This window comes from Haladaptatus sp. AB618 (genome assembly GCF_024136965.1).
Taxonomy (GTDB): Archaea; Halobacteriota; Halobacteria; order Halobacteriales; family Haladaptataceae; genus Haladaptatus.
Genome location: NZ_JAMYJX010000002.1, coordinates 649,438 through 668,012, shown reverse-complemented (window position 1 = coordinate 668,012; position 18,575 = coordinate 649,438). Strand labels below are relative to the sequence as shown.

At 61.7% G+C, this 18,575-nt stretch carries 22 protein-coding genes; 12 read left to right on the top strand and 10 right to left on the bottom strand.

The genetic code is table 11. The annotated features are described in order from the left end of the window. Positions 1 to 78: 78 nt before the first annotated feature. Positions 79 to 2,073: an ATP-dependent protease LonB gene (lonB, locus tag NKF26_RS10280; RefSeq protein ID WP_253228247.1), complete on the bottom strand. Its 1,995-nt coding sequence runs from the start codon at positions 2,071 to 2,073 to the stop codon at positions 79 to 81. Between the two features lie 263 nt (positions 2,074 to 2,336). Here lonB and NKF26_RS10275 point away from each other — a divergent pair, with 263 nt between their 5' ends. From NKF26_RS10275 to NKF26_RS10255, 5 genes are all read left to right on the top strand, one after another. Continuing rightward, entirely contained in the window at positions 2,337 to 2,855 is a 519-nt protein-coding gene (locus NKF26_RS10275; RefSeq protein ID WP_066145149.1) for a nicotinamide-nucleotide adenylyltransferase, read from the top strand. Next, positions 2,852 to 3,622, top strand: coding sequence for an S-adenosyl-l-methionine hydroxide adenosyltransferase family protein (locus tag NKF26_RS10270; protein WP_253234266.1), 771 nt, complete (start codon positions 2,852 to 2,854; stop codon positions 3,620 to 3,622). The genes NKF26_RS10275 and NKF26_RS10270 overlap by 4 nt, the downstream gene beginning before the upstream one ends. A gap of 54 nt (positions 3,623 to 3,676) precedes the next feature. Then, positions 3,677 to 4,150 (top strand): NUDIX hydrolase, encoded by a 474-nt coding sequence (locus NKF26_RS10265; RefSeq protein WP_253228249.1) that lies wholly within the window; start codon positions 3,677 to 3,679, stop codon positions 4,148 to 4,150. A gap of 50 nt (positions 4,151 to 4,200) precedes the next feature. Beyond that, positions 4,201 to 4,356, top strand: a complete 156-nt coding sequence (locus NKF26_RS10260; protein WP_253228250.1) for a hypothetical protein — start codon at positions 4,201 to 4,203, stop codon at positions 4,354 to 4,356. Between the two features lie 144 nt (positions 4,357 to 4,500). Further along, complete coding sequence (locus NKF26_RS10255; RefSeq protein WP_253228251.1) at positions 4,501 to 4,692, top strand: hydrogenase maturation nickel metallochaperone HypA; 192 nt, start codon at positions 4,501 to 4,503, stop codon at positions 4,690 to 4,692. Here the strand turns inward: NKF26_RS10255 and NKF26_RS10250 are convergent. Together NKF26_RS10250 and NKF26_RS10245 are read right to left on the bottom strand one after the other, a co-directional pair. Further along, positions 4,686 to 5,789: an asparagine synthase C-terminal domain-containing protein gene (locus NKF26_RS10250; RefSeq protein ID WP_253234265.1), complete on the bottom strand. Its 1,104-nt coding sequence runs from the start codon at positions 5,787 to 5,789 to the stop codon at positions 4,686 to 4,688. The genes NKF26_RS10255 and NKF26_RS10250 overlap by 7 nt on opposite strands. Then, the gene (locus tag NKF26_RS10245) at positions 5,789 to 6,472 is read right to left on the bottom strand and encodes a CehA/McbA family metallohydrolase (RefSeq protein ID WP_253228253.1); all 684 of its coding nucleotides are present in this window, start codon (positions 6,470 to 6,472) and stop codon (positions 5,789 to 5,791) included. The genes NKF26_RS10250 and NKF26_RS10245 overlap by 1 nt, the downstream gene beginning before the upstream one ends. A gap of 541 nt (positions 6,473 to 7,013) precedes the next feature. Here NKF26_RS10245 and NKF26_RS10240 point away from each other — a divergent pair. Together NKF26_RS10240 and purL are read left to right on the top strand one after the other, a co-directional pair. Next, positions 7,014 to 7,178, top strand: a complete 165-nt coding sequence (locus tag NKF26_RS10240; protein ID WP_253234264.1) for a hypothetical protein — start codon at positions 7,014 to 7,016, stop codon at positions 7,176 to 7,178. A gap of 704 nt (positions 7,179 to 7,882) precedes the next feature. Further along, the gene (gene purL / locus NKF26_RS10235) at positions 7,883 to 10,012 is read left to right on the top strand and encodes a phosphoribosylformylglycinamidine synthase subunit PurL (RefSeq protein WP_253228255.1); all 2,130 of its coding nucleotides are present in this window, start codon (positions 7,883 to 7,885) and stop codon (positions 10,010 to 10,012) included. Between the two features lie 91 nt (positions 10,013 to 10,103). Here the strand turns inward: purL and NKF26_RS10230 are convergent, their stop codons facing one another. Together NKF26_RS10230 and NKF26_RS10225 are read right to left on the bottom strand one after the other, a co-directional pair. Beyond that, positions 10,104 to 10,259, bottom strand: a complete 156-nt coding sequence (locus NKF26_RS10230; protein ID WP_253228256.1) for a hypothetical protein — start codon at positions 10,257 to 10,259, stop codon at positions 10,104 to 10,106. Between the two features lie 67 nt (positions 10,260 to 10,326). Then, on the bottom strand, positions 10,327 to 10,725 hold the full coding sequence (locus tag NKF26_RS10225; protein ID WP_253234263.1) for a hypothetical protein: 399 nt from the start codon (positions 10,723 to 10,725) through the stop codon (positions 10,327 to 10,329). A 153-nt stretch (positions 10,726 to 10,878) separates the two neighbouring features. Here NKF26_RS10225 and NKF26_RS10220 point away from each other — a divergent pair, with 153 nt between their 5' ends. After that, a complete protein-coding gene (locus tag NKF26_RS10220) occupies positions 10,879 to 11,952 on the top strand; it encodes a S66 peptidase family protein (protein ID WP_253234262.1) in 1,074 nt (357 codons plus the stop codon). A gap of 39 nt (positions 11,953 to 11,991) precedes the next feature. Further along, entirely contained in the window at positions 11,992 to 12,420 is a 429-nt protein-coding gene (locus tag NKF26_RS10215; protein ID WP_253228259.1) for a CopG family ribbon-helix-helix protein, read from the top strand. 2 nt (positions 12,421 to 12,422) lie between these two features. On the opposite strand, the gene NKF26_RS10210 is transcribed toward NKF26_RS10215, so the two are convergent. Beyond that, positions 12,423 to 12,770 carry a DUF192 domain-containing protein gene (locus tag NKF26_RS10210; protein WP_253228260.1) on the bottom strand — a complete coding sequence of 116 codons (348 nt, stop codon included), beginning with the start codon at positions 12,768 to 12,770 and terminating at the stop codon, positions 12,423 to 12,425. Positions 12,771 to 12,830: 60 nt separating this feature from the next. Here NKF26_RS10210 and NKF26_RS10205 point away from each other — a divergent pair, with 60 nt between their 5' ends. Further along, a complete protein-coding gene (locus NKF26_RS10205) occupies positions 12,831 to 13,358 on the top strand; it encodes a hypothetical protein (protein ID WP_253228261.1) in 528 nt (175 codons plus the stop codon). 8 nt (positions 13,359 to 13,366) lie between these two features. On the opposite strand, the gene NKF26_RS10200 is transcribed toward NKF26_RS10205, so the two are convergent. Further along, complete coding sequence (locus NKF26_RS10200; RefSeq protein ID WP_253234261.1) at positions 13,367 to 14,806, bottom strand: cation:proton antiporter; 1,440 nt, start codon at positions 14,804 to 14,806, stop codon at positions 13,367 to 13,369. Between the two features lie 207 nt (positions 14,807 to 15,013). On the opposite strand from NKF26_RS10200, the gene NKF26_RS10195 reads away from it, so the two are divergent. Together NKF26_RS10195 and NKF26_RS10190 are read left to right on the top strand one after the other, a co-directional pair. After that, positions 15,014 to 16,405, top strand: a complete 1,392-nt coding sequence (locus NKF26_RS10195) for an NAD-dependent succinate-semialdehyde dehydrogenase (RefSeq protein ID WP_253228263.1) — start codon at positions 15,014 to 15,016, stop codon at positions 16,403 to 16,405. A gap of 118 nt (positions 16,406 to 16,523) precedes the next feature. Further along, the gene (locus tag NKF26_RS10190; RefSeq protein WP_253234260.1) at positions 16,524 to 16,931 is read left to right on the top strand and encodes a DUF5518 domain-containing protein; all 408 of its coding nucleotides are present in this window, start codon (positions 16,524 to 16,526) and stop codon (positions 16,929 to 16,931) included. Positions 16,932 to 16,940: 9 nt separating this feature from the next. On the opposite strand, the gene nth is transcribed toward NKF26_RS10190, so the two are convergent. The 3 genes from nth to NKF26_RS10175 all read right to left on the bottom strand — a co-directional run bounded on the left by nth (position 16,941) and on the right by NKF26_RS10175 (position 18,467). Next, positions 16,941 to 17,747 (bottom strand): endonuclease III, encoded by an 807-nt coding sequence (gene nth / locus NKF26_RS10185; protein ID WP_253234259.1) that lies wholly within the window; start codon positions 17,745 to 17,747, stop codon positions 16,941 to 16,943. A 70-nt stretch (positions 17,748 to 17,817) separates the two neighbouring features. Continuing rightward, the gene (locus NKF26_RS10180; RefSeq protein ID WP_253234258.1) at positions 17,818 to 18,231 is read right to left on the bottom strand and encodes a DUF371 domain-containing protein; all 414 of its coding nucleotides are present in this window, start codon (positions 18,229 to 18,231) and stop codon (positions 17,818 to 17,820) included. An 83-nt stretch (positions 18,232 to 18,314) separates the two neighbouring features. Beyond that, entirely contained in the window at positions 18,315 to 18,467 is a 153-nt protein-coding gene (locus NKF26_RS10175) for a hypothetical protein (RefSeq protein WP_253228267.1), read from the bottom strand. Between the last annotated feature and the right edge of the window lie 108 nt (positions 18,468 to 18,575).

Sequence of the window (18,575 nt, the reverse complement as noted above, 5' to 3'; positions counted from 1 at the left end):
CGGTGAAAAACTATCTACTACGGCGACGCGGTCGCTGCTCGTGTCGGAGAACGGAAAAAACGAATTCTCGTTCGCCCGCTACTGCGGACTCGGGTTGCTACCGGGCTTGGTGCCGCCGACCTTGCGGTCGAGGGCGTGGCCGGTGATGTCCTTCAGCCGGTTGATGAGGCTGTCCTTCTCGGACTCGCCCGTGAGCGCGACTTCGAGGACTTCGCTGATGTGCGAGACGGGGACGATTTCGATCATCTCCTTGTACTCGTCCTCGATCATCACGTCCTGCTCGTTGGCCTTCGGGATGATGACCGTCTGGACGCCCGCTTTCGCGGCCGCCTCGATTTTGTGCGTGACGCCACCGACAGGGAGCACGTCGCCGCGCACCGACAGTGATCCGGTCATGGCGATGCTCTGGTCGATGGGGATGTTCTCCAGCGCGCTGATGACCGCCGTGGCCATCGTCACCGACGCGGAGTCACCCTGGACGCCTTCGTAGGATTGGACGTACTGGATGTGGATGTCCTTCTCCGAGATGTCCTCGTCACTGAACTTCTTGATGATGGCGCTGACGTTCTGCACCGCCTCCTCGGCGATGTCCTGCAGTTTCCCGGTGGCGATCACCTTGCCGGGACCCTGCGACGGCGCGACTTCGGCCATGACGGGCATGACGATACCGCTGTCCTCGCCCATGACCGCCAGACCGTTCACGCGGCCGACCACGTCGCCCGCCGAAACGGTGAGTTCGTAGTCCTTCCGGCGTTCGATGTAGTCGTCGGCGATCTGTTGCTCGATGGAGCGCGAGCGCTGTTTCGCTTGCAGCACGTGGTCGCGCGTGGTGTTCTCGGCGTCCTCCGCGCGAGCGATGTCACCGGCAACACGCACCAGTCCACCGAGGTCACGCAGTTTGAGCGTGAGGTGGTCCTTCCGCATCGCACGGCGCTGGGCTTCGAGGATGATTTCCTCGACTGCCGTGTCCGTGAAGTGCGGGAGCCGACCGTCCTTTTCGACTTCCTGTGCGACGAAGCGCGCGTATTTCCGGCGCATCTCCGGCGTGTCGTCGATGGTGTCGTCCATGTACACCTCGTATCCGTACCCCTTGATACGCGAGCGGAGTGCCGGGTGCATGTTCTCCATCGCGTCGAGGTTCCCCGCCGCGACCATCACGAAGTCGGTCGGGACGGGTTCGGTGTGAACCATCGCACCGGACGAGCGTTCGGACTGTCCGGTGATGGAGAACTCGCCCTCCTGAATCGCGGTCATCAGCTTCTGCTGTGAGCGGATGTCGAGGGTGTTGATCTCGTCCACGAACAGGACACCTTTGTTGGCCTTGTGGATGGCTCCGGGTTCCACGCGGTCGTGGCTCGGCGTTTCCATTCCGCCGGACTGGAACGGGTCGTGGCGCACGTCGCCCAGCAGCGCACCCGCGTGGGCACCCGTCGCGTCCTCGAACGGCGCGCTGGTGACGTCGCTGTTGTTGACCAGCAGGTTCGGAATCATCGCGTCGGTGCCACGCGACCCGTAGCGGAACGCGAGGTAGATGACACCCGCAGCGAGGATTCCGAGGAGCGGCTTGCCCGCGATGAGGAGCGCGTAGCCGACCACGATGGCGATGATGACCCACATCAAGAACGAGCGCATCTGGTTGCGCTTGCGGGCCTCCTCCTTGTGCGCCTCAATGATTTGTTCGCCCTTTCCGGCGGGAACGGTCCGAACCTTCGGTTCGTTCCCGTCGTCGGGGTTGTGATAGACGAGGACGTCTTGCAGATCCTCCTTGGGGAGGAGCTGACTCATCGCCTTCGCCAACATCGATTTCCCGGTCCCCGGCGACCCGATCATCATCACGTGGCGGCGCTGTTTCGCCGCCTTCAGGATGATATCTCGGGCGTGATCCTGCCCGATGACCTGGTCGACCAGTCGATCCGGAATCTCGACCTCTTCCGTACTTTCTATCTCCAACCCACCCAGCAGATCGTCCTCTGCAATATCGTCGGCGACCTGGGCGTCCACCTCACTCCCAAGGCGGTCGACTTCTTGCTCGGCTTCTTGCTCCGGTGGTGAAGCATCGGTGTCGTTACTCATAGAATTCGTTTTGTGTAGTTGAAAACATGGCTGGAGAACTGATATACTTTCTCCCTCCCTGTGTTCCGTCCCACTCCATTTCAGCCCGTCAAACGTACGAATAGAAGGAATCGGGGAAGATAAATCTCCTTCAAACCATCCGCGCCGTTAATCGAGAACGCGAACGCACGAACGAAACGAAGGGTGGTAGAACACGAACTCACGAAACGCCGCCCCACGAGCGACTCGTCACTCTTATAAAAACGCTACACGACAAATCTATCATGACTCGCGGGTTCTACATCGGGCGCTTCCAACCCTACCACAACGGCCACCACAACGTGGTCGAGACCATCGCCGAGGAAGTAGACGAACTCGTCCTCGGCATCGGGAGCGCGGGCGACTCACACAGCCGTCACGACCCATTCACGGCGGGCGAACGCATCATGATGATAACCAAATCCCTCGTGGATTCCGACCTCGTGACGTACGCCGTTCCCATCGAGGACTTGGACAGGAACTCCGTTTGGGTCAGTCATGTCCAGAGCATGAGCCCGGATTTCGACGTGGCCTACTCGAACAACCCACTCGTCATCCGCCTGTTCGAGGAAGCAGGCGTGGAGGTGCGCCAATCGCCCATGTTCAACCGCGAAGTGCTGGAGGGAACCGAGGTACGCGATCGGATGGTCGAAGGCGGCGATTGGCAGCGACTCGTTCCCGACCCCGTCGTCGAAATCGTCGAGGAAATCGGCGGCATCGACCGTATCCAACAGGTCAGCGACTCGGATTCGAACGGGATATGATAACCCTCTCGTCCGATTTCGGCACGCCGTACCCGGCGGCGATGAAGGGCGTTTTGCTCCAGCACAGCGATGCGCGTCTCGTGGACGTCGCCCACGATTTCCCGCGACAGGACGTTCGGACGACCGCGTTCTGGCTTCGGGAAGTCATTCCCTATTTTCCGCCCGCCGTCCACCTCGTCGTCGTCGACCCCGGCGTCGGTACCGACCGCGCGGCGCTCGCAGTTCGAGCAGGGGGCCACGCCCTCGTCGGCCCGGACAACGGCGTTCTGCTCCCGGTCGCCCGCGAACTCGCCGAGTCGGAACAGTCCGACGCCGACGGGTTCGAAGTCTTCCGCGTTTCCTACGGGGACGCGGACAGCGCGACCTTCCACGGACGGGACGTGTTCGCGCCCGCCGCCGCGAGGATTCACGAGGCGGGAATCGAGGACTTCGAAACCCTCGACGATATCGAACCCGCGGAAGCGTTCGAGGACCTCCGGTTCCCGGAGCCAACCGTGGAGGACGACTCGGCGGTCGGCGAACTACTCGTCGTGGACGACTTCGGAAACGCCATCACGAACGTTCCGGGCGACTTTCTCGACGGCGTTGACGAACTCTCGGTCAACGGCCAGTCCGCGCCGGTCGAACCCGCCTACGCCCACGTCGAACCCGGCGAGCGACTCGTGACCGTCGGCAGCCACGGAAACGTCGAACTCGCGGTCAACGAGGGACGCGGCGACGACGTGTTCAACATCGGAATCGGGGACGAGATTCGGTTGGAGAAATGATCGCCATCATCACACGACCGTAACGGTGAACCGACCCCGGAATTCCTTTTGCGTATGGAGACGACGCGCCACTTCACCGCGACCACGTACGTCGTGAACGACGGCGAGTGCTTGCTTCACGACCACGAACGGCTCGGGATGCTTCTCCCGCCCGGCGGTCACCTCGACCGCGACGAACTGCCGCGCGATGCGGCCCTGCGCGAAACTCGCGAGGAAACCGGCTTGGAGGTGACACTGCTCGAACCCGAAACGAGCGTGACGGCCGACTTCGGTCGGGAACTCGCGCCCGCGGAACACATCATGCTCTACGACGTGGACCAGTTCGACGGGGAAGTCGCCCACCAACACATCGACTTCGTCTACTACGGCGAGGCGGTAAACCGAGACCTTGCTCCCGACGACGACGAACGAAGGGCCGATTGCTGGCGATGGTTCTCGCCGGACGACCTGCGGACGCACGAGGCGGTGACCGAGGAGGTCGTCACGCTCGGCATCGAGGCCATCGAGCGCGTCGAATTCCAGCAGTAGAACCGATTAGGTGGTGTATAATAAGGTCTATACGGTGAATTCCACAGTTCATGAGTATCATTGATCGTCTGCTCGGCACCGACAAGGACGGCGACGACGACCCGCGACCGACGTACGTCTGTACCGGCTGTGGCAAAGCGTTCGACGGTGACCGGAAACTCTGTCCCGACTGCGGAAGCGAACAAGTGGTTTCACCCCGACACTGAGGGGAAACAAACCTGTTCGATACGCGCCATTGACATTTCCTTTGAATGAGTGGAAGTAAGGGATCTTATCCCACGAGAAACGGTGTTTCGGCGACATTATTCGCCGGATAATAATGACACTGCTAGTTGTCGAACAAATCGAGAATGGGATTTGTCAGCCGGGTCAGTCTGAAATTTGGGAGCGGTGATTCGACGCGGTTCGAATGCAAGTCGTGCGGGAAATCGTACGAACTCGACCGGCAGATGTGCCCCGATTGCGGCGGTCACTGCATCGGCTACCGTGAATCGTGGCTCCAGCAGAAACTCGGTCCGCAGTCGCGCAAGCGCTTTTACTGATCGGCCGATTCGAGACGGGAGCGGACGTACTTCGTCACGTGATCGTCCATTCGTCGTTTGTAGCCTGCCTGCCGCGCGAGGCGGTCGAGTTCACGTGCGACCAGGCTGCCGTACTGCACCGCCTTCTTGTCCCGCGTTGCGATTTCGTCCGGAACGAACGCCCGAGCGGACCGTCTGAACGTCCACTTTCGGACGTCGTCCGAAACGAGCATCGACCCAGGTAGCCGAAGCGCTTCCCGGACGACATGGTCGTCGAGAAGCGGTGCGACGGGTTCCACGCCAGCGGCACGGAGCGTGAGGATGTCCCGCGGCAACTGTTCGGCGAGCGTTCGGATCGTCTCGCGGGCCGCACCGCGTACCGTCTCCGCCTCGACGCGGTGGTCCGCACGGGCGACTTTCTCGTATCCGCCGAACAGTTCGTCCGCGCCCTGTCCCACCGCAAGTCGGTCGTAGCCGTCCGCCCGCGCTCGCTCGGCGGTCAGATAGAGGGGTAACGCGATCTGCACGTCCATCGCGTTGGTCCGCCCGATGGCGCGAGCGACTTCGGGAACCGCACGCTCGATGTCCTCGTGTGAGACCTCGACGATCCGTAGATCACGGTCCATCAGGTCGGCCGCGGTGCGCGCGGCTTCCACGTCGTGACTGTCGCGAAAGCCAGCGACGTACAGCGGGCAGTCGAACGCGCTGGCGACGACGGCGGAATCGACCCCGCCCGAGAACGCGACTGCGAGACCGTCGCCGGACACGTCGCCGAGACTTCCCTCGATGGCCTCCCGAATCGCAGAAACGGCATCCGCCTCGCCCTCGAACGGTTCCGGACTGGGGAGGTCCCACAGTCGCTCGTCGTCGTTCCCGTCGTCACCGATTTCGTCGGTTATCGTCCGGGCACAACCCGCCGGAACCGGGTTCGGCGACTCGAGGTCGGTCGGGTCGTGACTCCACGTCGTCGGGTCATCCTCCTCGGAGAACAGTGGATAGCGACCCAGCACGTCGCGGACGAGACGCCCGTCCACCTCGCCTGCAAACCCGTTACCGCCCGGAAGCGCGTCGGCCGTGTCGATAGCTCGACGAACGACGTCGGTCGATGCCCCCTGCATCAGAGATAGTGCCCGACGCGGTTGATAATCCGCCGTTTCACGCCGCCTGCGGCCTGTCGAAAGCTGATCCGCCACGGCGTTCGTTTCCCGTCGACCTCCGTCCGGCCATCGACGATGGCACCGAGGATGGCCCGCCTGTCGCGCGTGTTCACGTCGATTTCCGTCACCGCCTGCCCGACCATCTCGCTGATGTGGGCGTCGCTTCCGGCCGTCATCGGGACGCCGTGGTCGCTGGCGAACGACCGCGCTCGCCGGTTGCCACGTCCCGTCAACAGGCGCGAGTTGTACACCTCGATAGCGTCGGCCTCCGCGAGTTTCTTCCCCGTGATGTTCGCGGCGACGCCGCTCCGGGATTTCTGAAACGGGTGAGGAACGATGGCGACGCCACCCTGCTCTCGAATTCTGTCGAGCGTCTCGCCGAACGAGAGACCCGGCGGAACGAGTTCTTCGATACCTAACCCCAAGACGTGGCCCGCGCGTGACGTAATCTCCATACCGGGGATGCCGACCAGTCCGTATTCGGGTGCGAGTTTCGCGGCTTCGAGGCTCGCCTCGATTTCGTCGTGGTCGGTCACGGCGATGGCGTCCAAATCGACTGCCTTGGCTTGTTCCAAGAGCAGTTCGACCGGATCACGACCATCGTGGGAAAGTGCGGAATGACAATGCAACTCGACCGATAGCACGAGGGAACGTTCGCAGTACGTCGGGAAAAGCAACTCGGTCCGTCGTCGATGGTCGTCGATCTACGAAAAACGCCGTAGCTCCATCGTGAACTCAGTTTCTTCTAGAGAGGAATCATGAATTAACTACTCTGGCGCATGAGAGAGGGGCGATGGAGGCAGCATCGCCCATCGAGTGGTGGGTGAAAACGGTCACTCGCGCTTCATGCAATCATAGGCATCGATGTTTGTCGGCGGTACGGGTCCTATTCATCCCCTCCTTCTCCGATCGTCATTGCAGTAGATACAACGCCCCACACCATATTTAGGTATTGTGGTGAAATAGGGCTGTCGAGAGAACATCGTACTTGCAAAATGGAATACTTCCACAAGAGTTGTCCAAAATACGGGCAAAAATAAATCAATCGTCCATAATCAGTTTGTAGCCGTTGTGATCGCTCGCCGAATACGTTCCGCGTGCCCTTGTTCGCCCAGCGGCGACCGAGTTCGCGCGGAATGACATTGTAACACAAAGTATTTGCCGGGAGATTTTCTGCTCACTAGTATGATGGCAGATACACGAACGGGTCTCGAGAACCTAACGTTGAAAGCGGTGACGTACGCGACAACACCGGCCGTCGTCCTTTTCATCGGCCTGGTGATGGCCAGTCAAGGACGGGTGCGGGAAGGGTTCCAGTACGTCGGTGGCGACTGGCGTCAACCGGTCTGACTTACGCGACAACGACGCTCCGTCGTGCGTTTCAGGAGGTCAGTATCGAACACGCGGACGTGACGGTCGTATCGACGTGTATTCGTGTATGAGGACACGTCGTACTGTCGTCCCCCACGGTACGAACGTCCAACTTTTGCTCGTCGTCTTCCCCTGATTCCGAATTAGCAAGCCATCTCCTTAACCAGGAGCGTGACCAATATACATCGTTGGGGGTGGTACCGTAGGTCGAAGTACACGAATCTATCACGTCACTGTCGGGAATCGGACGGTTCCCGCTCGAACAGCAATTTCTCCCGAAGCGTGGGGTGTTGTGCTCATTCATCCCCACGTTTCCTCGAATCGTAACGCGAACCCCTGAACGTATGCCTCGTTTATGAGTAGTTCCACTGTAAGGAGCGTTGTCCACCTCCCGCTACCGCGAGCGAACGTGTGTGACAGACGCAAACTCGGTTTTGATTATACATATTTCCGGCCAAAAGAACAATGGAAGTTACGAAGGAAGAACGGTTCGTCGGGGTGCCCATGGTTATGATTGCCAAAGCCTCCCCCCGACGATCGTGAGGACGTTCACGACGACTTCACCCACCTATCCTCACGTTCGATGTAGAAGACGCTCCTGTCATTCGTCACGGCCATCCGAATCCACACACGTTCGTGCACATGGAAAGGCATTAATCCGCCCTGTTTGTACAAACCAGTGAATGAGTTTGGACGACTCCGACCGAGAGTTGGTCGTCGCGGAACTCGGCCGCGACCCGACATCGGCCGAGGAAGCGCTGTTCGAGAACCTCTGGAGTGAACACTGTGCGTATCGGTCGTCGCGGCCCCTGCTGTCGGCGTTCGAGTCCGAGAGCGACGACGTTGTCATCGGGCCGGGTGACGACGCCGCCGTGGTCGAACTTCCGTCGGCCGACGCCGACTCCACTTACATCACGATGGGTATCGAGAGCCACAACCACCCGTCCTACGTGGATCCGTACGACGGCGCGGCGACGGGCGTTGGCGGCATCGTCCGCGACACGCTGTCGATGGGTGCGTACCCCATCGCGCTCGCGGACAGCCTCTACTTCGGCGGCTTCGACCGCGAGCACTCGCGTTACCTGCTGGAGGGCGTCGTGGAGGGTATCGCCGACTACGGCAACTCCATCGGCGTGCCGACGGTGACGGGGAGCACGCAGTTCCACGAGGACTACGAGGGGAACCCGCTCGTCAACGTGGCCTGCGTCGGACTGCTTCCCGCGGAGCGTCTCATCACGGCCGAAGCGCAGGAACCGGGCAACAAACTCCTGCTCGTCGGCAACTCGACGGGGCGTGACGGACTCGGCGGCGCGAGTTTCGCCAGCGAGGACCTCGGCGAGGACGCGGAGACGGAGGACCGCCCGGCGGTGCAGGTCGGCGACCCGTACACTGAAAAACTGCTCATCGAGGCGAACGAGGAACTCGTTGACGGGAGCCTCGTCGAATCCGCACGCGACCTCGGCGCGGCGGGACTCGGTGGCGCGTCGAGCGAACTGGTGGCGAAGGGCGAACTCGGGGCCGACATCGAACTCGGCCGCGTCCACCAGCGCGAACCGAACATGAACGCGATGGAAATCCTGCTGGCCGAATCACAGGAGCGCATGGTGTACGAAGTGCGTCCCGAGAACGTCGATGCGGTCTCCGAAATCGCCGACAAGTACGACCTCGGTTGCACCGTCATCGGCGACGTGACCGACGGCAACTACGTCTGCGAGTTCGAGGGCGAGACGGTCGTGGACGTGCCCGCCGAGTTCCTCGGTGACGGCGCGCCGATGAACGACCTCCCGTCGGAAGCGCCGACGCAACCGAACCGCGACCTGCCGGACGCCGACGTGCGCGAAGCGTTCGAATCGGTCGTCGGGTCGCCCAACTGTGCGAACAAGTCGTGGGTGTACCGCCAGTACGACCACGAAGTCCAGACGCGGACCTCGGTGCTTCCGGGCGACGATTCGGCCGTCCTCGCGATTCGCCGCGCCGAACTCGGTCTCGCGTTCTCATCCGGCGCGAACCCCAACTGGACGACGACGGCACCCTACGACGGTTCCCGTGCGGTCGCGCTCGAAAACGCAACCAACCTCGCGGCCAAAGGCGCGACGCCGCTCGCCGCGGTCGATTGCCTGAACGGTGGCAATCCCGAGAAACCGGACGTGTACGGCGGATTCAAGGGCATCGTGGACGGTCTCGCCGACATGTGTTCCGAACTCGACGTGCCGGTCGTCGGCGGGAACGTCTCGCTGTACAACGACTCGCCGAGCGGCCCGATTCCGCCGACGCCAACCCTGGCGATGACGGGGACGACGGAGGGGTACGACGCACCACCGACGGAACTCGCAGGCGAGGGAACCCTGTTGCTCGTCGGCGAACCCGCCGCCGAACTCGGCGGATCCGAATACCTCGCACAGGTCGGCGGGAGCGACCGCTTCCCGACGCTTCCGGAGAACGCGAGCGAACGCCTCGCCACCCTCCGCGATGTCGTGACAGGAGACGCCACCCTCGCCGTCCACGACGTGAGCGACGGCGGTCTCGCGGTAACGCTCGCCGAGATGGTGTCGGACGACGCCGGGGCGACGGTTTCGCTCGATGACGTCGACGCCCACGAGTCGCTGTTCAGCGAACTCCCCGGTCGTGCCGTGGTCGAGACGACCGATCCGGACGCCGTCGTCGAAGCATTCGACGGGGTCGCCCCGGTCACCGAACTCGGAGAGGCGAACGACTCGGGAACCCTCCAAATCGACGCCGATGTCGAGGGTCTCCGCTACACGGCGGACGAAATCGCTGAGCTACGGAACGTCCTCGTTCGGGAACTGGAGTAAGCCCGTCTCAGCCGTAAGGAAGATCGCCACACAGAATTCTTTTCACGGATCTCTCATCGGAACTGTCGACGGGAAGCGGACAGAAACGAGTTTAGATCAAGAGCGGAACGCCGAACACGAGGATTGCGCCGATGACGAAGACGACGAGTCCGGTCGTCACCTGTCCCATCGTGAACTCCTGCATCGGGGAGGTCAATCGCGTCATTCCGTCCGAGTGCTGTACCGGGTCCGTGTCTTCCGTGCTCATGAATGAGTTTCAGTCCGTGCGGTACTTCGATGTATCGGTGTTTCAGCGCCGTCGTGCGGGACGGGTTTCAGAACAGGAACAGAAAGTTGTGAACCCCGAGGAAAGAGTACCAAGCGCCTGCTGAGAGATAGATCGTGGTTCTGAAGGCGGCCGGGTAGCCGGTCGGTACCCACGAACTCGGAAATACACGCTCGAAAAGGAGGCCGCTCTCGGCGAGGAGGGTGACGCCGATGACGGCGAACAAGAGGGTGAGGAGCGACCCGGCAACCATACCGAAATGATCCATGAGCGTCCGGGTGAGCCACACCGATTCGAAGACGTCCGTTCGGAGTTTGAGGACGGTGATGGTGCTCACGGCGTCGAGCGTCTTCCCCCCGACGAGTGCCGCCAACAACCACGCCCGATTCGGAGCGAGCGCCGGCCACACGTGGCGCGTCTCGAATCCGTCCACGGAGCGGTTTGACATACACACAGGGACACCGTTTCGACTCTTTGTTATGGCACGATTAAGTTCGAATTAGGATAGCTCTGTCAGCAAATTTTTCGATTAATAGCCCGTTAGTGGAACCGTAACTGACGGGTGGAAAGCTATTTTAGACACATCGGAGACATGTATCCCATGACTGATTTCATCCTGCCGCCCGCACTCGAATCGGGCGACGACGTGGCCATCGTCGCTCCCGGAACGAGCCTCGCAACGGTGTTCCCGGACGTCTACGAATTGGGACTGGAGCGCCTCGAATCGGTATTCGGCCTGAACCCAGTCGAATTCCCGACGGCGACGAAATCCCCCGAGTGGTTGTACGACCACCCTGAAGCGCGGGCGAAGGACGTGATGGACGCCTTCGCGGACACCGACATCGCAGGCGTCATCGCGGTCATCGGCGGGGCCGACCAAGTTCGAATCCTGCCACACCTCGACACGGATGTGCTCCACGAGAACCCGACGCGGTTCTACGGCATCAGCGACAACACGAACCTCCAGATGGCGCTTTGGAACGAGGGAATCGTCTCGTTTTACGGCGGTTGTCTCTTCGCCGAGTTCGCCATGCAGGGGTCGATGCACGAGTACACCGTGGAGTATCTGAAGCGGGCGATGTTCGAAGATTCGTTCGGCGAACTCCGCCCGTCCGAGCGATTCACCGACGAGGACCTGGACTGGGACGATCCCGAAAATCTCCACGAACGTCGAGAAATGGAACCGAATCCAGGATGGGAGTGGCGCGGCGGCGGCAGCACTGTCGATGCGGACGAAACCGTCACGGGCAGAACGTGGGGTGGCTGTCTCGCCGTCGTCGACCAGCAGTTATCCGTCAATCGCTATCTCCCCCCTGTCGGGGAACTCGACGGTGCGGTTCTCCTGCTCGAAACGTCCGAGGAACTGCCGAGCGAGTTCGACGTTCGCTGGACGCTGATGGGAATGGGCGAACGCGGACTGCTCTCGCGGTTTTCGGCCGTGCTCGTCGGACGGGCGAAAGCGCGGGCCGTCGAGGACCAGCGACCACCCGAAGAACGCGCGGCCTACCGCGAACGCCAACGTGACGCCATCACCGACCTCGTCGGCGAGTACAACCCGGATGCGCCGGTCGTTTTCGACCTCGACTTCGGTCACACCGCGCCGGTCGCCCCGATTCCAGTCGGCGGCAAAGCGACGGTCGATCCGACGGAAGAACGGATCACGTTCGAGTACTGATAATAAGATTCTAATAGCGATCCGGTGCTGAGTTAATACATGACCGTCGTGAGCGTCTCCATGCCCGACGAACTGCTCTCTAGAATCGACCAATTCGCCGACGAGCACGGCTACACCGGACGGAGCGAGGTCGTCCGCGAAGCCAGTCGAAACCTCCTCGGCGAGTTCGAGGACCGCAGGCTCGAAGACCGTGAACTGATGGGCATCGTCACGGTGATGTTCGATTACGAGACGACGAACGTCGAGGAGCGGATGATGCACTTGCGTCACGAACACGAAGGACTCGTTGCCTCGAACTTCCACAGCCACATCGGTGACCACCACTGTATGGAACTGTTCGTCCTCGAAGGCACGCTCGAAGAGATTTCGACCTTCGTCGGCAAGATTCGCGCCACGAAGGACACGCTGACCGTCGATTATTCGGTGACACCCGTGGACGGCTTCTCGCCGCTCCAGGACATCGAGTAGAGTTATTCGATCAACCGAACCGAATCGCCGACCGACACGTCGGCGGCACTACCCGCTGGCAGTTCGAATAACGTGTCCGCCTCGGCTTTTCCCAGTCCGGTCCACGCGGAGAGTCGTTTGACGTGCTGGACTTCCCCCTCCGTCGCCCACACGGCGTCGAGTGCGAACGGAACGAACACCATGTGCACGTCCCGGGCATCGACGTCGCCGAACCGGAACGCCAGCGCGTAGTCGTCCGGAATCGACCGCCGGAACATCAACCCCTTCGCCTGCGAGAGAAACGAATCCGCCGTCTCGACATCGTTCGCTAGCGTCTCCGACCGTCCGTCCGATTCGTGTACGACGCGCACGTCGCCAACTCCTCAGGCGGGAGACAAAACTTTTGTGCGAGAGCGCCGCCACCCACGACCATGGAGAAAACCCCGTCGGGGACCGCCGTCGGCGTGGACGACCCCTACGAACACGCCGGACTCTGTGATCACCTGACCGACGAGGGAAACTGCCGCTACGCGTTCGAGCATCCGGAACACGACCCCGAGTTCGCCCGCGAACGTCGAGAGGAGGAGTTTCGCTGTCCTGTCGCGGACCCGGACGGCGATTGGGAGTGGAGCGACTGTCCGCACTATCGCTGTCGCAACCGCGACCGCGAATGCATCCGCTGCGGTCTCGAAGAGCGGCGGATGGCCCACTCCGACGAACGCCCGCTGCTGGAAGAACACCACCTCTCGTACGCCGGAGGCGGCGAGACGCTTTCTCACGAAATCACGGTGTACCTCTGTCGGTGGTGTCACGCGAAGGTCCACAAATCGTGGGCGCGTATCGACGACGACGTGAATCCCGACCCGGAAGCCATCGCCGAGGCCGAAGGACGACGAAGTAAGGAACAGGTCGAAACGGCGTTCGAGACGGCGGCCGAGCGGTACGACCGCGAGAAGTAGCGGACCGATTAACTGCTCGAATCCGACGAATCGCTCGAATCCGATGAGCTATCCGATCCGGACGAACCATCCGAGTTCGTCGAACTATCCGAATCCGATTCGCTCGATCCGGACGAACCGTCCGAACTCGACCCCGAGGAACTACTTGACCCGGACGAATCGCTCGAATCAGACGTGCCAGCCGACCCAGACGAGTTGCCCGAATCCGCCCCGTTCGACCCCGACGAACTATCCGCATCCGACGAACCGCCCGCCGTTCCCGACCCCTTCTCCTTGCTTTTCTTCGCCTCGGCGCGTTCGACCGCCCGCTTCAGTAGCGACGGGGTCAACAGGACGGAGATAACGAAGACGACCAGATAGGCGACGAAGATCTGGTTGCCGACGATGTGTTGGGCCACGCCGAGCGAGACGATGGCGATGCCGGATTCGGAGCGGGGCAGCAGCGCGAATCCCAGGATGAGCGAGTGTTCTCGCTGCCCGCCCGCGATGATGTTGCCGACGTAACCCGCGATGAAGTTCGACAGGAGACCGAACACCGCGAAGACGACAATAAAGGTGTTGACGGTTAGCGCACCGAGATCCATTCGTGCGCCGATGGCGACGAAGTAGAGCGGGATGAACACCCCGTATGCGATACCGTACACGTCCGACTGGAGGCTCTTGCCTTCCAGTCGCTTGTTCGTGGAGACCACCAATCCGATGGTGAGCGCGCCGATGAAGTACGAGAGGTCCACCGCGTCGGAGGCGTAGCCGAAAATGAAGAGAAGGCCGAGGATTCCGATGAAGTCCGACATGCCGACTTCGGATTTCGACAGCAGGTCGGAGACGGGGTCGAGTAGGAAACGGTAGAAAATCGCCGCGGCGACGAAGAACAGCGCGGCCAACCCGAGCGCGGAGATGGTTCCCATGGCCCCCCCGGCGACGAAGAACAGGGGCAAGATGGAGATACCCAGCAGGCCGACCACGTCGTCCACGACCGACGCGCCGAGGATCCAGCGACCGTACTGCGTGTCGAGTTTGTTCAGCGACAGCAGGGTTCGGACGACGATGGAGACCGATGTCACCGAGAGGATGAGGCCGAGGTAGAGGCTCGATTCCAACCCTTGGCCGAAGTAGCTCCCGATGATGTAGCCGACGATGAACGGGAGAAAGACGCCCGACAATCCGATTATCAGCACGGGACGAAACGCGGCCAGCAGGTCGCTCAGGTCGATCTGCTGATAGCCGACGTCGAAAAAGAGCAACAGGCCGCCGATGGTTGCGATGAGGATGAACGGGCTGTTCTCGGCCGTGCTGCTGATGAGCATGGCGACTGACGGTCCGAGAATGACGCCCGCGAGAATTTCACCGAGAAATCCCGGTTCGCCGAGTCGTTCGATGGCCTCGCTGAGAACGAGCGAGAGCAACAGACTCACCCCGATGACGAGGAAGATTTCGAGCGACGCCATTATCGACTCCTCCCGCCCCCCGAACGATTCATGTGAGAATACTGGTCGGTTGGGATTCGCATAAGTATGGGGCGCGTATGGACGGAAACGGACGATTGTTCGACGGTACCATCATCGAAATGGAACTAGACCACCCTTTCTTCCCAGTACCATCGGCTTGCGTGGGCCGCCACAGCGTACATGCCCATGGACGATGTCGCGTCATCCATGGAGAGTCTCAATCCCGCAACGGGCGAGGTAGTGGGGACGTACGACGACGACGACGGGAGTTCGGTGGACGAGAAACTGCAGCGCGCAACCGAAACCTACGACGAGTGGCGACACACGCCGATAGAGGAACGCCAGCGACTCATCGGGGAGGCGGGGGACGTCCTCCGCGACAACAAGGAGGAGTACGGCGAGTTGATGACGAAGGAGATGGGAAAACCCCTCGACGCCGCGATTTCGGAGGTCGAGAAATGCGCGTGGGTGTGTGACTACTACGCCGAGCACGCCGCGGAGTTCCTGCAGGACGAACACATCGGCACGGAGGCCGAGGTGGAATCGTACGTCTCGTACGAACCGCTCGGGCCGGTGCTCGCCGTGATGCCGTGGAACTTCCCGTTCTGGCAGGTGTTCCGGTTCATCGGACCGAACATCACGGCGGGGAACGTCGGCCTGCTCAAACACGCCTCGAACGTTCCGGGGTGTGCCATGGCGATTCAGGAAGTGTTGGAGGAAGCCGGTTTCCCGGAGGGCGTGTTCACTACCCTGCTCGTCGGGTCTGACACGGTCGAGAGCATCATCGAGGACGAACGACTCGAAGCCGTGACGCTGACGGGGAGCGAAGGGGCCGGACGCGCCGTCGCCGAAACGGCCGGGAAGAACCTCAAGAAGACAGTCCTCGAACTCGGCGGGAGCGACCCGTTCGTCGTCCTCCCCGACGCCGACGTCGAGGACGCGGCCACGACGGGCGCGCAGGCCCGCTGTATCAACAACGGCCAGTCCTGTATCGCCGCGAAGCGGTTCGTCGTCCACGAGGACGTGTACGACGAGTTCCTCGAAACGTTCACGGACGAGATGGAGTCGCTGACCATCGGCGACCCGATGGACGACGACACCGACATCGGCCCGCAGGCCCGCGAGGACCTGATGGAGGACCTCCACGAACAGGTCGAGGTGAGCGCGGACGCGGGCGCGACCGTCGAACTCGGCGGCGAACCGCTCGACAGGGACGGGCCGTACTACCCGCCGACAGTGCTCACCGACATTCCAGAGGGCAGTCCCGCCGCGGACGAGGAACTGTTCGGTCCCGTAGCCTCGGTTTTCAACGTTTCCAGCACCGAGGAAGCGATTCGACGCGCCAATGACACCACCTACGGACTCGGCGCGAGCGTCTGGACGCAGGACAAACGGCAGGCGAAGGAGGTCGCCAGCGAAATCGAGTCGGGCATGGTGTTCGTCAACGAACTCGTCAAATCCGACCCCCGTCTGCCGTTCGGCGGCGTGAAGGATTCGGGCTACGGCCGCGAACTCTCGAAACACGGCATCCACGAGTTCGTCAACAAGAAGACGATGTGGCTGTCGGACGTGTCCCACTCCGAGGGCGGCGTGGAGTAGAGAATCGGACGATTTTCGCTATCGGTAGGGGTAGCTAGTTTTTACTCGTCAACAAATATATGCACGCATGAATGTATAGCATACAAACAAACCCATGATTAGAGATCTGCGTGAATTCGTGACGGCTCATCCGTGGGCGTACGCGCTGCCCGCGGGAGTCATTTCGGCCGCTTACGTCCTAATCAACGCACCATACCCCGGAACGCTCGACTTCGGCATCGTATTCTGGACGGGACTGCTCGGCGGAGTAGTAACCCTCGGCGGAAAGAAAGAAGCGCAGGGAATCGGGTTTCGAACCGGATTGGTCGGGTCACTTCCGATCTTGTGGGATATGGTCCCCACGGTCGGTGAGATTTTACAGTTCGACCAGCCCGTATTTTTCGGAGCCTTGGAGGTACTCATCGTATTGGTACTGATCGCGTTCGTTGCCGTGATGGTCGGTGTGTCCGGGGCAATCGCCGCGATGATCGGGAGATGGCTGTCACGTAAATTCGGTTCGGAGAAACCCGAACCAGTCAGTAGCTAAAACCCAGTTTCACCGTCCCGATTCCGCCGGGTCGACGACCGTACCGTTTTCCACGTCCACCCCGACCTGCTCGCACAGATCCGCCATCGGGCATTCCTCCTCGCCGTCCAGACACGAGGGCTTCCGGGCGGAGCAGTACTCACGCCCGAACTGAATGCTCGCCGTGTGTCCGAACCCGCATTTCTCGGCCGGAACCTCGTCCTCCAGCACCTCTCGAACTTCCTCGTGGTCGGCGTCCGGCGGCGCGATGCCCATCCTGCGATAGATCCGGTGGACGTGCGTGTCCACGGGGAACACGCTCGATTGCCCGCCGGAAAAGAGAAGCACGCAGTCGGCCGTCTTCGGCCCGACGCCGTTCATCTCCAGTAGGGCGTTTCGAACCTCGCTCGGTTCCTCCTCCCTGACGAACTCGTCGAACGCCGCCGCGCTCCCGTACTCCGCGAGGACGTTCTCGGCCGATTCGATGATCACGTCCGCCTTCTGGTTGTACAGTCCGGCGGAGTGAATCGTGTCCGCGAGTTCGCCGTGCTCGGCCTTGGCGAGGTTTTCGGCGAGGTCGTCGCCGCCGTACTCGACCACGAGGTCGTCGTGGGCCGGTTGGCTGGCCACGTCGCTGGTGTTCTGGCTGAGGATGGTGCGGACGAGGCAGGTGAAGGCGTCCTGCCCGCCATACGATTTCTGCCAGTACAGTTCGCCGAGTCGGTCCACGACCTCCTCGGCGCGGGTCTCGGCGTCCGCGGGTGTGAACTCGGCGGCCATACCGCCGCCGTCCTCCCCGCCGCTGATGTTCTCGGCGGGTTCCGGGTCGTCGCTCATACACCACTCTCGGGTCGCTATCGGATAAAAACCATCGGGCGGTGGACCGTCGCGTTCGGTCGGTTTCGGACTACTCCACTTCGACGGTGACGACGGTTTCCAATCCGTTCTCCAGCGCGGTCACGAGGTCCCGGTTGAACCCCTCGGCGGCGAACTCACAGCAGAGGACGAACGTTCGCTCGTCCACGTAGTCGCTGGTGCGGCCGACCATGCTTCGGTCGCTGTCGAATTCGAGGTCGGGATGGCCGTGGCCGGTGACGGTCTCGGAGTGGTCGCCCGCCTCGACGGTCACGGTTATCGTGGCGTCCTCGTCCCGGCAGGCCTCCACGAAGTCGGGGTCGAAGTCGGCGGGTGCGCGGTCGGCCTCGATGGCGAGGATGCAGTCACCCGCGGGCGTGAGAAAGTCATCGGTCGTGATTTCGAACGTGCTCGCGTGGCGAGCGGATACGTTCTCGTGGCCGCGTGCGTGGATCGTTTCCTTCATGCGTCGGCTTTCCACGGGGGCCACTTCAGCGTCGTCATTTCCGGTTCGTGTTTGGGTGTCGCGGTTGGGGTTCGCGTTCCCGGTCAGCGTGTGACCGTCACCGTAACTGCGCCACAATCACACTCGTATGCGCGGCGCGTACCCGCGCTGGTCTGCATCGACAACATCAGATGTCGCTCGGCCAGTTCGCGGTCGCAATCCGTCGCTTCACACGTACATCGGAGCGCTTCTATCATACCTCGATTTCCGTCCGCCACCCACGTTAAATCGACCCGTATCCGGAGTGAAAGTGAAAATCCGACGTAGCGTGCCTCTCTCGGGCATTTTCCCCAAATAGGAACGAT

Coding starts and splice junctions, on each gene's coding strand:
- lonB (WP_253228247.1), bottom strand. CDS start 2,073: ATGAGTAACGACACCGATGCTTCACCACCGGAGCAAGAAGCCGAGCAA.
- NKF26_RS10275 (WP_066145149.1), top strand. CDS start 2,337: ATGACTCGCGGGTTCTACATCGGGCGCTTCCAACCCTACCACAACGGC.
- NKF26_RS10270 (WP_253234266.1), top strand. CDS start 2,852: ATGATAACCCTCTCGTCCGATTTCGGCACGCCGTACCCGGCGGCGATG.
- NKF26_RS10265 (WP_253228249.1), top strand. CDS start 3,677: ATGGAGACGACGCGCCACTTCACCGCGACCACGTACGTCGTGAACGAC.
- NKF26_RS10260 (WP_253228250.1), top strand. CDS start 4,201: ATGAGTATCATTGATCGTCTGCTCGGCACCGACAAGGACGGCGACGAC.
- NKF26_RS10255 (WP_253228251.1), top strand. CDS start 4,501: ATGGGATTTGTCAGCCGGGTCAGTCTGAAATTTGGGAGCGGTGATTCG.
- NKF26_RS10250 (WP_253234265.1), bottom strand. CDS start 5,789: ATGCAGGGGGCATCGACCGACGTCGTTCGTCGAGCTATCGACACGGCC.
- NKF26_RS10240 (WP_253234264.1), top strand. CDS start 7,014: ATGATGGCAGATACACGAACGGGTCTCGAGAACCTAACGTTGAAAGCG.
- purL (WP_253228255.1), top strand. CDS start 7,883: ATGAGTTTGGACGACTCCGACCGAGAGTTGGTCGTCGCGGAACTCGGC.
- NKF26_RS10230 (WP_253228256.1), bottom strand. CDS start 10,259: ATGAGCACGGAAGACACGGACCCGGTACAGCACTCGGACGGAATGACG.
- NKF26_RS10225 (WP_253234263.1), bottom strand. CDS start 10,725: ATGTCAAACCGCTCCGTGGACGGATTCGAGACGCGCCACGTGTGGCCG.
- NKF26_RS10220 (WP_253234262.1), top strand. CDS start 10,879: ATGACTGATTTCATCCTGCCGCCCGCACTCGAATCGGGCGACGACGTG.
- NKF26_RS10215 (WP_253228259.1), top strand. CDS start 11,992: ATGACCGTCGTGAGCGTCTCCATGCCCGACGAACTGCTCTCTAGAATC.
- NKF26_RS10205 (WP_253228261.1), top strand. CDS start 12,831: ATGGAGAAAACCCCGTCGGGGACCGCCGTCGGCGTGGACGACCCCTAC.
- NKF26_RS10200 (WP_253234261.1), bottom strand. CDS start 14,806: ATGGCGTCGCTCGAAATCTTCCTCGTCATCGGGGTGAGTCTGTTGCTC.
- NKF26_RS10195 (WP_253228263.1), top strand. CDS start 15,014: ATGGAGAGTCTCAATCCCGCAACGGGCGAGGTAGTGGGGACGTACGAC.
- nth (WP_253234259.1), bottom strand. CDS start 17,747: ATGAGCGACGACCCGGAACCCGCCGAGAACATCAGCGGCGGGGAGGAC.
- NKF26_RS10180 (WP_253234258.1), bottom strand. CDS start 18,231: ATGAAGGAAACGATCCACGCACGCGGCCACGAGAACGTATCCGCTCGC.
- NKF26_RS10175 (WP_253228267.1), bottom strand. CDS start 18,467: ATGATAGAAGCGCTCCGATGTACGTGTGAAGCGACGGATTGCGACCGC.